We start from the raw sequence: 14,638 nt of genomic DNA, 5'->3' as shown, positions 1-14,638 counted from the left end.
GTTGGACAAATGGATGCCGATGTGAAAAAAACTTCGCAGACTTATTTGGACGACGCGGAGGTCAAACGACTCATTGCACTCAGCCAAAACGGGGATCATGTTGCCCGGGATACGCTTGTCAATTGTAATATTCGGCTTGTCTGGTCTGTCGTTCAGCGGTTTATGAACCGGGGGTATGAGCCGGATGATCTTTTTCAAATCGGCTGTATCGGTCTCCTGAAGTCCGTGGACAAGTTCGATCTCAGTTATGACGTAAAGTTCTCTACCTATGCCGTGCCGATGATTATCGGGGAGATTCAGCGCTTCCTGCGGGATGACGGGACCTTGAAGGTCAGCCGCTCCCTCAAGGAAATGGCCAATAAAGTCAGGAAGAAGCGGGACGAGCTGTCCAAGCAGCTCGACCGTCTGCCGACGGTGAAGGAGGTTGCCGAGGAGCTGGGGGTAACGCCGGAGGACGTGGTGTTTGCCCAGGAAGCCAACAAGCCGCCGACCTCCATTCATGAAACGGTATTCGAGAATGACGGGGATCCGATTACGCTGATGGATCAGATAGCCGATGATTCGCAGGAGCGCTGGTTCGACAAGCTGGCTTTGAATGAAGCGATCGGAAGCTTGACCGAACGGGAACGCCTTATCGTTTATTTGCGGTATTACCGGGATCAGACGCAATCGGAAGTGGCCAGCCGGCTCGGGATTTCCCAGGTACAGGTGTCGAGGCTGGAGAAAAAAATACTGCAGAGCATTCGGAATGAAATCGCGCAGTAGCGCAATTGCCGATTCCGGTATGCTGTGTGCTCGATACGAGCGCCTCTTTCGAAATGGAGAGGCGCTTTTTCGTGCTCGCGAAGAGGTATAGGCTATGCTCCTTTCTTTGTGAATGCAGCATTATTGGATCATTTGAGGGCGCAGTCTTTTTGGAGAAATGGAGTAGAATCCACAGCGATTTCCCATACTAACGGTAATTTAGCAGTAAAGGAGTGTTTTTGGATGAAGGTCAATCCCACTCCGACGGTGTTTCTGCAGCTGCGAAGCCGCATACGTATTCCGAAAGACCAAACCGTCAAGCTTGGCGATGTCGCTTTCATCGTCTGCGATCCGGAATGGGAAGAACGGCTTGCCGCCCTTCCCCTCGTGCAGCCGAAGGACATGGACGGCAATCGGATGGTGATGGACTTGATCCAGATCATACCGAGGATCCGGCAGCTCATTCCGGACGTGCATATCGAGCCGATGGGCAACCACCATACGCTACTCGAGCTCACCGGACCGGAGAGCAGAAGCTCCAGGCTGTGGTTCCCGCTCGTTTGGCTGCTGCTGTTTTTTGGGTCGGCGCTTACGATTATGAATTTCCATGCGGACGTCAATATGCTCGAGGTGCAGATCCGAATAGTCGAGATGGTAACGGGAGAAAGGGATGAGCATCCTTACCTGTTCCAAATTGCCTATTCCCTTGGTCTTGGGTTCGGCATGACGGTATTCTTCAATCATTTGTTCAAGAAAAAGTGGAACGAGGAGCCGACACCGCTGGAAGTCGAAATGTATCTGTATCAGGAAAACCTGGACCAGTATGTCGTGGCCGAAGAGTATCGGAAAATGAATAAGGCGGCAGAAGGGCGCGGGAATGAATCATGATGACCTCGATGCTCCAGGGAATATTTACGTGCGTGCTTGGCGTGGCAGGGGGGATCGCGGTCGGAGGCGGAGTCATTGCCCTGATCATCGTGCTCGATATCATCCCGCGGCTGTCCCAGTTAACCTCGACCTATCACCGGGTCCATTGGTATGAGGGAGCGCTGATTTCCGGCTCCTTTATCGGCACGCTTGCGGACTTCTGGCATTGGTCGGTTCCGCTCGGGCCGGTTGTGAGCACGATCATCGGGCTGATGTGCGGCATCTTCATCGGCATGCTGGCAGCAGCACTGACGGAAGTATTGAATGTTCTGCCAATTTTGGCGAAGCGGCTTCGTTTAACCGGTTATTTATTCGGGCTGCTGATGGCGATGGTTGCCGGAAAGGTCGCCGGCTCGCTGTTCGATTGGCTTATATACAATCAATGATAGTTACTCGATCAGGAGGTATAGAATGGACGAGAATACAACCTATAACGAAGGCATAGAACCGGACATCCCGGTAATCCCGCCATCCGAAATCAAGGAGCTGGAGGAGGAGGCGCTTAAGGAAAAGAGAAATGCGGAAACCTCGGACAGCACGGAGGAATCGGTCATATACTGGCAAGGCGAGGATCGGGTGCCGGAGAAGATCAGCGTCCTGAAAGAGACGCTGAAGGAAGTGATGGGCTACGGCGTTTCCTTTGACGTCATCATCCGCGAGATGACCTTTGCGGGAAGGCCGGCAGCGCTCTTGTTCCTAAACGGCTTCACGAATGATGTCATCGTTTCCGAAATATTAACCCGTCTTACCTACCTGACGCCCGAGGATGTCAGGGACGGCCACGCGCTGAACGATATGATGAAGGCGTATATTCCTCATGTCCAGGTTGAACAGGTGTCGAAGCTGAGCAAGGTGATCAATGACGTGTTATGCGGAATTTGCGCGTTGTTCATCGAGGGCGCTAGCACCGCCATCCTGCTGGATACCCGGAAATATCCCGTGCGCGGGCTTGAAGAGCCGGCGGTTGAACGCGTCGTTCGTGGAGCTAGGGACGGGTTCACGGAGACGATCGTAACCAATATCAATCTCGTGCGGCGGCGGGTCCGCGACCCGGGGCTTCATGTGGAGACGATGAAGGTAGGAAGACGGACCAAGACGGATGTGAGCCTGCTCTTTATCGACGATATTGCCGATCGCGTGCAGGTAGAAGCGATTCGCCGGAAAATAAAGCAGCTTGATCTCGAAGGGCTGCCGCTCGGCGACAAGCAGCTGGAGGAAGCAATCGTGAATAAGGGCTGGCATCCGTACCCGCTCGTCCGATACTCGGAGCGGCCGGACGTGGTAGCCTCACACCTTCTGGAGGGACGGATCGTCGTCATGGTCGATACATCGCCCAGCGTAATGATTATGCCGACGACCTTCTTCGATTTATGCCAGCATGCCGAAGAGAACCGGCAAACCGCGTTTATGGGCACCTATTTAAGATGGATCCGCTTTGGCGGCATCTTCGCCTCGATGTTCCTGCTTCCGCTCTGGATGCTGCTTGTCGTCCATCCGGAGCTGAAGCCGCCGGCGCTGGATATCCTTGGGCCGCAGGAGAATGCCAAGATTCCGATTATCGGGCAATTTCTGATCGTCGAATTCGGCGTCGATCTGCTGCGTTTGGCGGCCGTTCATACGCCGACGCCGCTCGCCTCGGCCATGGGCTTGATCGCTGCGATTCTGATCGGCGATATTGCCGTCAAGACCGGGCTGTTCGTCAATGAGGTGGTGCTTTATATGGCCGTTGCAGCTATCGGCATGTTCGCCACGCCGAGCTACGAGCTCGGGCTCGCCAACCGGATGGTCCGGCTCGTCCTGCTCGTAGCGACGGCGCTGTTTGGTGTGAAAGGGTTCGTGATCGGCAGCACGCTGCTGATTCTATCCTTGACGACGCATCGCTCCTATAACTCGTCGTACTTATGGCCGTTTATACCATTTAGTGCAAAGGCCATGGGCGAGATTTTATTCCGTAAACCGCTGCTGACGTCAACGAGACGCCCGGCGCTCAACAAGACGAGGGATCACACCAAAATGGGGACTGAAATGAATTCCAAAGGAAGGCATTGATAATAACACAAATGATGTGTTGAAAAATCCATTTTGCTTACGTTTCGTTGTCTGCTATACTGTGAACAATTATTCGATTATCCTATTTTTGATAAAGCGATCGGAGGAATTGTAAGCATGTTTCTACACGGTACCAGCAAGATTAACGAACAGGGACGTTTGGAGATCGGCGGATGCGACACATCCGAATTGAAAGCCCAGTACGGTACGCCTCTATATATTGTGGACGAGCAAGCGGTCCGGAATCGCTGCCGGGAATATATTGAAGCCTTTAAGGCTTCCGGTTTGAAGTTTCAAGTCGCGTACGCCAGCAAAGCGTTCTGCGTGATGGCCATGTGCCAGCTCGCTGAGGAGGAAGGGATGTCGCTGGACGTCGTTTCCGACGGGGAGCTGTACACGGCGCTGCAAGCCGGCTTTCCGGTACAGCGGATCCATTTTCACGGCAACAACAAGACGCCTGAAGAAATCGAAATGGCCATTGATGCCGAAATCGGCTGCTTCGTCGTGGACAATGTAGTCGAGCTGCATATGCTGCAGGCGATCGCGGCCGAGAAGAACCGGAAGGTGAACATTCTCCTTCGTTTAACGCCGGGCGTTGAGGCGCATACCCATGAATATATCTCGACCGGCCAAACCGATTCCAAATTCGGATTCGATATCGGAAACGGCTCGGCGTTTGAAGCGGTGAAGCTGGCAGCGGCACAGAATAACATTCAATTGATCGGCATCCATTCCCATATCGGCTCGCAAATTTTCGAAGTCGAAGGATTCCAGATGGCCGTTGGGCGCGTTGCCGAATTTGCGGCGAAGGTCAAAGCAGATCTGGGCATTACCTTCAAGGTAGTCAATCTTGGCGGCGGATTCGGAATTCGCTATGTCGACGGAGATACCCCGCTGCATGTTTCCGACTACGTTAAAGCGATTACGGATGCGGTGAAGACCCATTTTGCCGGCATTGGCAGCGAGCTGCCTGAGATTTGGGTAGAGCCTGGCCGCAGTATCGTGGGTGAAGCAGGCACCACGCTGTATACGGTAGGGACCAGCAAGGACATTCCGGGCGTGCGGAAATACGTGGCCGTAGACGGCGGAATGACTGACAACCCGAGACCGGCCCTGTACGAATCGAAATATGAGGCCATTCTGGCCAACCGTGCAAACGAGAAGCCAGAGGAGACGGTTTCGATTGCCGGCAAGTGCTGCGAGAGCGGTGACATGCTGATCTGGGACCTGGATCTGCCTAAGGTTAACACGGGAGACCTGCTGGCCGTATCCTGCACAGGCGCTTATAACTATTCCATGGCAAGCAACTACAACCGCATCCGCAGACCTGCCGTCGTTTTTGTTAAGGATGGCCAGAGCCGGCTTGTCGTTCGCCGCGAGTCGCTCCAGGATATTATCAGCAATGACGTCGTTTCTGCCCGGATTGCCAAAGAAACCGTTACAAGCTAAGTTGTTTCGATCGGCAGAACCAACACCTTACAGGGTGTGAGCCAGGATTCGACGATTCCTTTAAAAGCCCGCCAGACCGCTTGATCGGTTTGGTTGGGCTTTTTTACAGACCACGGAGCCTTCGCGGACGATGGACGCTGAAAGCATCTAAGCGTGAAGCCCCCCTCAAGATGAGATTTCCCAGTATGTAAGACTAAAGATGCGGGTTCATTTTGCGTCCCAAGTTATTTCATAGTAAACTAGAACTTGCATGTTTTATGAAATGCGTATCTTAGGGAATGTACATCGAAAGGAGATATTCGATATGGCAAAAAAAGCGAGAATCACACTGGAAAACGGCAAAGAGGTACTGCTCGATCTGTTTGAGAAGGATGCGCCGAACACGGTTGCTAATTTTGAAAAGCTTGCGAATTCCGGCTTCTATAACGGTCTAGTATTCCACCGCGTCATTCCGGGCTTCGTCGCTCAAGGCGGCTGCCCGAACGGAACAGGTACAGGCGGACCGGGCTACACGATCGATTGCGAGATCAACCCGAACAAGCATGAGCGTGGAAGCCTGGCTATGGCGCATGCCGGACGCAACACGGGCGGAAGCCAGTTCTATGTATGCTATGAGCCGCAGCCTCACTTGGACGGACAGCATACCGTATTCGGCAAGGTCGTTGAAGGCATGGAGCATATCGATGCTTTTAAAGGCCGCGACAAGATGGAAAAAGTCGAAGTATTCGAAGCGTAACATGTAAGTGTTGGATGGACAGGCCACTCTTGTGGGGGCCTGTTTTTTTATGCGTGGGGTTCGGCCATGTATGGAACTTCCTGGCGGACAGCATGTGCGCGGCTGTCCAATACCTAGCCGTCGGTGATAGACTGCTCATGAGAGGTGCAAAGCCGGTGTACTAGGGTTACTGCAACACGGAGACACCCTTAAAAGGCAGAAATCAACGGAGCAGGCGGAATTCCTCAGAAGAAGCGAAGCGTGCCCCTATATTCCCGGATTTCGGCATTGGGAAGTCAATTCAACGAAATCCGGGAATAACAGGGATCGTAGGAGGGATCCGCATGCGGAATTTTGAGTTACCCAGAGGCCTTGAAGGGTTATCCGCAAGCATAGCCGCTAATTAGTTTACTCCAGATCAAGACGAAGCCGGTAGAAACAACGCCCGCAGTTCTTCCGGAACCGGTCGGCTCTTGCGGGTGCGGATATCGATCGTCACGATCGTTACAGCGGCATCGGCGCAAAGCTCCCCGTCCGTGTTATGGATCTGCTGAAGCAGCACAAAGCTGCTTAGTCCAAGCTTGTGAGACTCGGTTGAAATGTTCAGGCGCTCTCCCTGCCTGCATTCCTTCCTGTAATTAATATTAATGTTGACCGTGACAGTCTGCACACCCAATCCTTTCAGTACATCGTAGTGCAGATTCCCCGCCTCGTACCATTCTTCTCTTCCCCATTCCAGGTACTCCAGATATTTGGCGTTATTCACATGACCATTCACATCGATTTCCGTCGGTCTTACGATGATGTTAAGCGAGGTTTTCATTTACATGATCTCCTTTAACCTATACAATTCACGGTTTATCCTCCGCATTACTTGGTTCTCGTTGAGCGCACCGATTTCCTCCCGAACCTGCAACGGATATGAATTTATACAACCAAAAAGTTACTGACTAAATAAAAGTGAGTTAATTATCTTGCTTTTTTGCCTATGGAGTGTTAAGATTCATCGTAAGCAACAGCTAATTTCATATTGAATCCTTCGGGGCAGGGTGAAATTCCCTACCGGCGGTGATGATTGCAGCTCCGGCTGCGACTTAGTCCGTGACCCGGATACGTTATCGTATGCGGTGGACCTGGTGAAATTCCGGGACCGACAGTATAGTCTGGATGGGAGAAGGAACGAAAGTGGACTTGAGAGCATGTACAATAGCTATCTCTTGTCTTAGCTTTCTGATGTCATGCGTTATGTGAGGCTTTTCACATATGACGATTCTAGAGCGGGTGTGCTTTTTAAAGCGCCGCTTCTTTGGACGTTATATGAGAACCTCGGAACTAACGGTTATTTATGATGTCGTAAAGTGAACTGGTTTATTACGCCCTGTTTTGGATGAATCGCTTATCCTGAAACAGGGCTTTTTTATTCTGGAAAGGGGCTTGGGTAGCATGGAAGTCGTCAACGATGAATTTTATATGTCGCTTGCGCTGGATATGGCGGAACGCGCGCAAGGCCAGACCGGCATTAACCCCGTCGTCGGCTGTGTCGTCGTGAAGGACGGTGCTCTTGCGGGCGTCGGCGCCCATCTGGAGCGGGGAACGCCGCATGCTGAGGTCCATGCACTGAATATGGCCGGGAGCAAGGCGGCCGGAAGCACCGTGTATGTAACCCTTGAGCCCTGCAGCCATTACGGAGCGACTCCTCCATGCAGCGAGAGGCTCATAGCGGAAGGTGTTAAACGGGTCGTTGTCGCCTGCCAGGACCCCAATCCGCTGGTTGCCGGCCGTGGTCTGCAGATGCTGCGGGCAGCGGGCATTGAAGTGACGACAGGCGTCCTCGAAGAGCGGGCCGTCCGGTTGAACGAAGCCTTCAACAAATTTATTACGACCGGACTGCCGTTCGTCACCTTGAAGACAGCCAGTACGCTGGACGGGAAAATCGCCTCAAAGACCGGCGACAGCAAGTGGATATCCAATGAGGTGTCCCGGGAGCTGGTGCACACTCTCCGGCATCGACACCAGGGAATCATGGCAGGGGTTGCCACCGTTATTGCGGACGATCCGTCGCTGACGACGAGACTCCGCGTTGAAGGTCTTCAGCCCGTACGAATCATCGTGGATTCGCAGCTTCGCATCCCTTTGAATTGTCGTGTAGTCAGTGATGGCGCTGCCAAAACAGTCGTGCTGGCCACGGAGCTGGCCGACAAGGCGAAGCGGACCGCGCTGGAAGAACGGGGGGTGCAGATTCTGGTCTGCGGTCCCGGCCCGAGAGTCGACCTGCAGGCTGCGCTTATGGAGCTTGGTCGCATGGGCATCGCCTCCATCCTGGTTGAAGGAGGAGGAACCTTAAGCGGAAGCTTGCTGGAGAACAAACTGGTGGATCGCATCATCCAATTCATTGCCCCGAAGATTATTGGAGGGTTCGATGCACCGGGAAACTATATGTTCAGCGGGTATGAGCTGATGAGCGAAGCGATTGAGCTGACAGGACTCGAGACCCAAAGACTTGGCGACAATATTTATGTGACCGGCCAGCCGGTATGGAAGTCGTAAACGATTGAATGAAAGGAGGGATAGGATATGTTTACAGGGCTGATTGAAGAGATCGGCGAGATGAGACGAATCGGCCGCCAAGGCGAAGCGATGGTGCTCAGCATTTCGGCAAGCAAGGTCCTGGATGATCTAAAGCTAGGCGATAGTGTTGCTGTCAACGGGGTTTGCTTGACCGCGACAACGATCGATAAAGACAGCTTTACCGTCGATGTCATGCCGGAAACGTATCGAAACACCAATCTGAAGCAGCTACAACCGGGAAGCAAAGTCAATCTGGAACGGGCCATGGCAGCCGGAGGACGATTCGGCGGTCATATCGTACAGGGACATGTGGATGGGGTCGGCGTGATTCGAAGCGTGAGATCCGATCAGAATGCGGTCGTCTATGAAATTGCCCCGTCGAACGACGATGTGTTCAAATATATCCTTCCGAAAGGGTCCGTAACGCTGGACGGAATCAGTCTGACCGTCGTTCGAACGACGGATCATTCCTTCACCGTCTCCATCATTCCCCACACGCTTGCCGAAACGGTGCTGGCTTATAAGGGACCGGGGGATACGATTAACATCGAGTGCGATATTTTGGGCAAATACGTCGAGCATCTGCTGAATTACGGCAGTGAAGGAAACAGCTCCAGAAGAAGCAAAGCGGGGATCAGCCGGGATTATCTAGCCGAGCACGGATTTGCTTGATCGAAGCATCAGATTGACCCGAACGTTTAGACTTACGAGAAGGAGGAGTAGGAATGGAAGAGCGATTTTCTTTTCATACCATAGAAGAAGCTTTGCAGGATTTGAAGGAAGGGAAGATCGTTATCGTCGTTGACGATGAAGACCGCGAGAATGAAGGGGATTTTATCGCTCTAGCCGAAAAGGCAACCCCCGAGGTGATCAATTTCATGATTACGGAAGGGCGTGGATTGGTGTGTCTCCCGATGACGCCCTCGCGGGCTCAGGAGCTGGATCTGAAACCGATGGTTAGCCAAAATACGGACTATCATGGAACGGCCTTCACCGTTTCCATTGACCATAAAGATACGACAACCGGCATATCGGCCTATGAGCGCTCCGTAACGGTTCGCGGCATTATGGACCCGAATGCGACCGCAGCGGATTTCCGCAGACCGGGCCATATGTTCCCGCTGATTGCCAAAGAAGGGGGCGTCCTTCGCCGGGCAGGTCATACGGAGGCGGCTGTCGATCTTGCGAAGCTGTGCGGCTCTTACCCTGCCGGTGTCATCTGCGAAGTCATCAAGGAAGACGGAACCATGGCGCGTCTGCCGGATCTGATCGAAATATCGAAGAAGCACGGGATGAAGCTGATCAGCATCAAGGATCTGATTCATTACCGCAATGAGAAGGAGAAGCTGGTGCAGCGGGAAGTGGCGGTGCGGATGCCGACGGATTACGGGGTATTCCAGGCGGTGGCTTACACGAACGATGTCGACAACAAGGAGCATGTAGCGTTGGTCAAAGGCCAGATTAACGGCGATGAGCCGGTGCTGGTTCGCGTCCATTCGGAATGCCTGACCGGGGATGTCTTCCACTCCCACCGCTGCGACTGCGGCCCGCAGTTCGAGGCCGCACTGCGGCAGATCGAGGAGGCCGGCAACGGCGTGCTGCTGTACATGCGCCAAGAGGGACGCGGCATCGGCTTGATCAACAAGCTGAAGGCATATAAGCTGCAAGAGGAGGGCTTCGATACGGTCGATGCCAACCTGAAGCTGGGCTTCCCGGCGGATTTAAGAGATTACGGCATTGGAGCGCAGATACTAAAGGATCTCGGCATTCGGAAGATTCGGCTGCTTACCAACAACCCGCGGAAGATCAAGGGCCTGGAGGGATATGGGCTTGAAGTTGTGGAGCGGGTGCCGATCCAGATGCCGGAGAACGAGGACAATACCGGATACCTGCATACAAAGCAGGCTAAGCTTGGGCATATGCTGAAGTTCGACGATTTGGAGCAGAACGAGAGCGCTAATTCGTAAAGGGAAATGCCCCGGCGGAAACGATTTTCAAATAATCGCTCTCTGCTTCAATCGATGATGCCTCCGTCGCATCGGCCAAAAGTTCGAAGCAGCTGCCCGCGCCCCCATCGTTGAATGGACCCAGCGGAGCGGCGGGATGCAGCAGGAGAAGCGAAGCGTTCGCCTTTGCCTCCGGATTCCTACCTTGTGTGTGTAAGTCATCCAGGGAATCCGGTGGCAACAGCGATCGGAAGAGCATCCGGTGCGCAGCGGACAATTCGAAACGCGCCCACCAATTTAGGGTGGGCACGAATCTCCAACTCCGCAAGCGTAATGGTCCATGATGCATTCGCCAACGCCGACGAGCCTCGAAGCAGCAGCCCGCATTTGCTACAAGAATGGACCCAGCGGAGCGGCGGAATGCAGCAGGAGAAGCGAAGCGTTCGCCTTTGCCGTCGGATTCCTACCTTGTGTGTGAGTCATTCGGGGAATCCGGAGACAACAGCGATCGGAAGCTGCATCCGACGCGCAGCGGACAATTCGAAACGCGCCCACCAATTTAGGGTGGGCACGAATCCCCAACTCCGCAAGCGTAATGGTCCATGATGCATTCGCAAACGCCGACTAGCTCGAAGAGTCAGCCCGTATTTGCTACCTGAATGAACCCAGCGGAGCGGCGGAATGCAGCAGGAGAAGCGAAGCGTTCGCCTTTGCCGTCGGATTCCTACCTTGTGTGTGAGTCATTCAGGGAATCCGGTGGCAACAGCGATCGGAAGCAGCATCCGGTGCGCAGCGGACAATGCAAGAATCGCATCAACGAGCGCTCATCGAGCGCAAAGTGCAGCATGCATCGACAATAACAATACTCCCATTTGAAAGGATGACCATAACCATGGCAAACATTTTTGAAGGCAATTTAGTATCGGAAGGCTTGAAATACGGAATCGTAGTAGGCCGGTTTAATGAATTTATTACCAGCAAGCTGTTAAGCGGTGCGCTCGACGCGTTGAAGCGTCACGGCGTGCAGGATGATGAGGTGGATGTAGCATGGGTGCCGGGCGCATTCGAAATTCCGCTGATCGCCCAAAAAATGGCAGAAAGCGGCAAATACGACGCCATCATTACCTTGGGCACCGTCATTCGCGGATCGACAACCCACTACGATTACGTGTGCAATGAAGTGGCGAAGGGCGTGTCGGCGATCAACCTGAAGACCGGCGTGCCAACCATCTTCGGCGTCGTGACGACGGAGAACATCGAGCAGGCCGTTGAACGCGCCGGAACGAAGGCTGGCAACAAAGGCTGGGATTCCGCGATGGCGGCGATCGAAATGGCAAACTTGACGAAAAGCTTAAAATAGTGCTTATTTAATGTAGTGCTCTTTTTCATCAGAGCACTGCATTTTATTTTTATGGCGGGAGGATTCACCGTGAGCGTATTATATAAGCTGGAGACGTTTGAAGGACCGCTCGATCTGCTGCTTCACCTGATTGATAGAGCGGAAATCGACATCCAGGATATCCCCGTCAGCGAGATTACCGAACAATACATGGCCTATCTGCACAACATGCAGGAATTGGAGCTTGAAATTACAAGTGAATTTCTGGTGATGGCGGCGACGCTGCTGTCTATTAAATCGAAGCTGCTGCTTCCAAAGCCTCCGGTTATCGAGATGGACGAGTTTGATTTTTACGAAGAGGAAGATGTGGATCCGAGAGCGGAGCTCGTTCAGCGGCTGATCGAATATCGTAAATACAAGGGAATTGCTCAGCATCTCCATGAGAGAGAATGGGAGCGGAGCATGATTTACTCGAAAGAGGCGGAGGATTTAACGCCCTACATGCCGGAAGCCCAGGAAAACCCGGTCGAAGGGCTCCACGTTGCCGATTTGATCCGCGCATTCCAAAAAGCCTTAAGCAAAGCCGTAAGACGAACTTCATACGCACGGATACAGCGCGATGAAATATCGGTTAAGGATCGGATTCGCCAGGTGATCGATACGCTCGAGCAAGCGGGGCCGGGAGGAAGGGTGTTGTTCTCCAAGCTGCTTCATGAGGAGATGGAGCGGCATGAAATCGTGGTTACCTTCCTGGCGATTTTGGAATTGATGAAGATGAAGCAGATCGTTTGCTATCAGGAGCGGCTCTTCGAGGATATTGTGATGGAATGGAGAGGGGAAGAACGCATTGATGGATTATCCGAAGCTGAAATCGATTATTGAGGGACTGCTGTTCTTGGCGGGCGAGGAAGGCCTGTCGGTCAAGCAGGTCGCTGAAATTACGGAACAGTCCACGGGGCTGGTGGAAGAAGCGCTTGAGGATATGAAGGAGGAATGGGCGCGCCAGGAGCGGGGATTGCAGATCGTCCAAATCGCCGGCAGCTACAAAATGGCGACGCTTGCGGAGCATGCGCCATATTTCGAACGTCTGGCATACTCGCCTTCGCGCTCCTCCCTGTCCCAGGCGGCGCTCGAAACGCTATCCATTGTCGCTTACAGACAGCCGATCACGCGGGTTGACATCGAGGAGATCCGGGGTGTCAAATCCGAGCGGGCGATTCATACGCTGACCACCAAAGGCTTGATTGAAGAGGTGGGCCGTGCGGAAGCGATCGGCAGACCGATTTTGTATGGCACGACGAAATTATTCCTCGATTACTTCGGGCTCGCCAGCATTAAGGATTTGCCGGAGCCGTCCCAATTTGAGGATGCCGAGTCGCTCGAGGAAGAGACGCAAATGCTGTTTGATAAGCTGGATGGTCATCAGCTGACATTTGATGATGTGGAGAATTGATCGATAAACGGATGTTCTATACGAAAATTCGAATCCCGAGCGGAGGTTGGCTCGGGATTTTTTTGCGTTGCATAGGTTCCTTTCCAATTAGCACCCCGTTCGATCTGCTCCACCACCATCCTAGATTAATGGCTAAGGGAAGCACAATCCATTCATTATCCCCGGTGACAGGAGAGGACGAAGGTGAGCGGGTTCGCATTATTTACCTGGCGATTTGCCATACTAAGCCAAGCGGATGTATTATATCAAGCTCGTTGCTGGGGGTTACGTTGTGAGCATTTGGATTTATCTTGCGATCGGACTTGTAGTACTGCTCATTGTGCTGGCTGTCATCGTGTTGAACTCGGCCGTGACGGTCAGGCTGGATATGGTCATGCGAAAAAATGAATACAAGCTCCATGCCGAGGTAAAGATGGTCTATGGCATGATCAAGCGGATCTATGATCTGCCCTTTCATCTGGCGAACGGCGGCATTGAATTCAATCAAGAATCGGTCTTCAAGCAGGGGATGACATTTGGACAGGATGAACAGGCGGATCAGAGACAAAAAAGTCGTACCATTCGGTTTCGGCAGTATTCAACAGCTATAATGGCCACCAAAGGATTTAAGAAATGGCTGCGGCAGACGTTGGCAAACGTCCATCTCCGGGACATCCGGTGGTCGACGGAGGTGGCCCTTGAGCATGCCGCCGATACGGCCGTCGCTTCCGGGCTGCTGCACGCCGTTAAACATACCCTGCTCGGCTGGTTGTCCTATCGCCTGATTATGGAGGAAAAACCGGCCGTCGATGTCGTACCCCGCTTTAACGGACCGCCGCATTTTTCCACAGAGCTGAACTGCATAGCGAAAATCTCCTTCGGAAAAGCTATGGTTGCTGGACTGGTATTCATAGTTCGCGTGTTAAAGGTGAAAGGAGGAGTTAGATCATGGCAGAACACCCTATTCAAGGCTTGATGCAAACCGCGATGGAGAACATCAAGGGAATGGTGGACGTGAATACGATCGTTGGCGATCCCGTAAACACACCTGACGGCAGCGTAATTTTGCCAATCAGTAAAGTGGCGTTTGGCTTTGCGGCCGGCGGAAGCGACTACAACATTGAAGCCGGAGGCACCCGCCATCCCGCAGACGGGACGCATGGCCATTCATACACGCACCCGTTTGGCGGCGGAAGCGGCGGCGGCGTATCCATCAGACCGATTGCGTTCCTTGTCGTAGGCAAGGAGGGCGTCCACATCGTTCCGCTCGACAATCAGACGCATCTGTTCGAGCGCATTATCGATGCGACCCCGTATTTGCTGGAGCAGATCCAAGCGATGTTCCAATCAGGCAGCAACGCCAATGCCAACGGTGGCGGTAACGGGTCGACGTACTAAGCGCTGCATAGCAAATCCCCTCTCGCATGAAGCGATCTGGGGATTTTTGCATGTGGACATACTTTCTGGAG

16 protein-coding genes and 1 riboswitch are annotated in these 14,638 nt (G+C 53.2%); of the genes, 14 read left to right on the top strand and 2 right to left on the bottom strand.

Annotated elements, in window-relative coordinates:
* Positions 1 to 9 precede the first annotated feature (9 nt).
* The 6 genes from sigF (at position 10) to NST44_RS25165 (ending at position 5,905) form a co-directional block, all read left to right on the top strand.
* A complete protein-coding gene (sigF, locus tag NST44_RS25190; RefSeq protein WP_007129765.1) occupies positions 10 to 765 on the top strand; it encodes an RNA polymerase sporulation sigma factor SigF in 756 nt (251 codons plus the stop codon).
* A 222-nt stretch (positions 766 to 987) separates the two neighbouring features.
* A complete protein-coding gene (locus NST44_RS25185; RefSeq protein WP_007129766.1) occupies positions 988 to 1,632 on the top strand; it encodes a stage V sporulation protein AA in 645 nt (214 codons plus the stop codon).
* Complete coding sequence (locus NST44_RS25180) at positions 1,629 to 2,057, top strand: stage V sporulation protein AB (RefSeq protein ID WP_007129767.1); 429 nt, start codon at positions 1,629 to 1,631, stop codon at positions 2,055 to 2,057. The genes NST44_RS25185 and NST44_RS25180 overlap by 4 nt, the downstream gene beginning before the upstream one ends.
* Before the next feature lie 25 nt (positions 2,058 to 2,082).
* Positions 2,083 to 3,720, top strand: coding sequence for a spore germination protein (locus tag NST44_RS25175; RefSeq protein WP_007129768.1), 1,638 nt, complete (start codon positions 2,083 to 2,085; stop codon positions 3,718 to 3,720).
* A 117-nt stretch (positions 3,721 to 3,837) separates the two neighbouring features.
* Positions 3,838 to 5,169, top strand: a complete 1,332-nt coding sequence (lysA, locus tag NST44_RS25170) for a diaminopimelate decarboxylase (protein WP_007129769.1) — start codon at positions 3,838 to 3,840, stop codon at positions 5,167 to 5,169.
* Between the two features lie 304 nt (positions 5,170 to 5,473).
* On the top strand, positions 5,474 to 5,905 hold the full coding sequence (locus NST44_RS25165) for a peptidylprolyl isomerase (RefSeq protein WP_007129770.1): 432 nt from the start codon (positions 5,474 to 5,476) through the stop codon (positions 5,903 to 5,905).
* Positions 5,906 to 6,302: 397 nt separating this feature from the next.
* On the opposite strand, the gene NST44_RS25160 is transcribed toward NST44_RS25165, so the two are convergent.
* Entirely contained in the window at positions 6,303 to 6,707 is a 405-nt protein-coding gene (locus NST44_RS25160; protein ID WP_007129771.1) for an acyl-CoA thioesterase, read from the bottom strand.
* Between the two features lie 208 nt (positions 6,708 to 6,915).
* Positions 6,916 to 7,067: riboswitch (FMN riboswitch) on the top strand.
* Positions 7,068 to 7,327: 260 nt separating this feature from the next.
* On the opposite strand from NST44_RS25160, the gene ribD reads away from it, so the two are divergent.
* The 3 genes from ribD to NST44_RS25145 are packed head-to-tail and all read left to right on the top strand — an operon-like array spanning position 7,328 to position 10,419.
* Positions 7,328 to 8,431, top strand: coding sequence for a bifunctional diaminohydroxyphosphoribosylaminopyrimidine deaminase/5-amino-6-(5-phosphoribosylamino)uracil reductase RibD (gene ribD, locus NST44_RS25155; protein WP_007129773.1), 1,104 nt, complete (start codon positions 7,328 to 7,330; stop codon positions 8,429 to 8,431).
* 27 nt (positions 8,432 to 8,458) lie between these two features.
* On the top strand, positions 8,459 to 9,124 hold the full coding sequence (ribE, locus tag NST44_RS25150; protein WP_007129774.1) for a riboflavin synthase: 666 nt from the start codon (positions 8,459 to 8,461) through the stop codon (positions 9,122 to 9,124).
* Positions 9,125 to 9,177: 53 nt separating this feature from the next.
* On the top strand, positions 9,178 to 10,419 hold the full coding sequence (locus NST44_RS25145; RefSeq protein WP_007129775.1) for a bifunctional 3,4-dihydroxy-2-butanone-4-phosphate synthase/GTP cyclohydrolase II: 1,242 nt from the start codon (positions 9,178 to 9,180) through the stop codon (positions 10,417 to 10,419).
* Here NST44_RS25145 and NST44_RS25140 read toward each other — a convergent pair.
* Positions 10,409 to 10,708 carry a hypothetical protein gene (locus tag NST44_RS25140; RefSeq protein WP_144866776.1) on the bottom strand — a complete coding sequence of 100 codons (300 nt, stop codon included), beginning with the start codon at positions 10,706 to 10,708 and terminating at the stop codon, positions 10,409 to 10,411. The two genes, NST44_RS25145 and NST44_RS25140, sit on opposite strands and share 11 nt — an antisense overlap.
* 582 nt (positions 10,709 to 11,290) lie before the next feature.
* Here NST44_RS25140 and ribH point away from each other — a divergent pair.
* From ribH to ytfJ, 5 genes are all read left to right on the top strand, one after another.
* Positions 11,291 to 11,758, top strand: a complete 468-nt coding sequence (gene ribH / locus NST44_RS25135) for a 6,7-dimethyl-8-ribityllumazine synthase (protein ID WP_007129777.1) — start codon at positions 11,291 to 11,293, stop codon at positions 11,756 to 11,758.
* A 51-nt stretch (positions 11,759 to 11,809) separates the two neighbouring features.
* On the top strand, positions 11,810 to 12,619 hold the full coding sequence (locus NST44_RS25130) for a segregation and condensation protein A (RefSeq protein ID WP_186311073.1): 810 nt from the start codon (positions 11,810 to 11,812) through the stop codon (positions 12,617 to 12,619).
* Positions 12,588 to 13,190 carry an SMC-Scp complex subunit ScpB gene (scpB, locus tag NST44_RS25125; protein ID WP_007129779.1) on the top strand — a complete coding sequence of 201 codons (603 nt, stop codon included), beginning with the start codon at positions 12,588 to 12,590 and terminating at the stop codon, positions 13,188 to 13,190. The genes NST44_RS25130 and scpB overlap by 32 nt, the downstream gene beginning before the upstream one ends.
* 271 nt (positions 13,191 to 13,461) lie before the next feature.
* A complete protein-coding gene (locus NST44_RS25120; protein ID WP_210094618.1) occupies positions 13,462 to 14,145 on the top strand; it encodes a DUF2953 domain-containing protein in 684 nt (227 codons plus the stop codon).
* Positions 14,118 to 14,567: a GerW family sporulation protein gene (gene ytfJ, locus NST44_RS25115; RefSeq protein WP_007129781.1), complete on the top strand. Its 450-nt coding sequence runs from the start codon at positions 14,118 to 14,120 to the stop codon at positions 14,565 to 14,567. The genes NST44_RS25120 and ytfJ overlap by 28 nt, the downstream gene beginning before the upstream one ends.
* Positions 14,568 to 14,638: the final 71 nt, after the last annotated feature.

The sequence above is a fragment of the Paenibacillus sp. FSL W8-0919 genome (assembly GCF_038003785.1).
Taxonomy (GTDB): Bacteria; Bacillota; Bacilli; order Paenibacillales; family Paenibacillaceae; genus Paenibacillus_AQ; species Paenibacillus_AQ lactis.
This window is presented reverse-complemented; position numbering and strand designations above follow the sequence as displayed.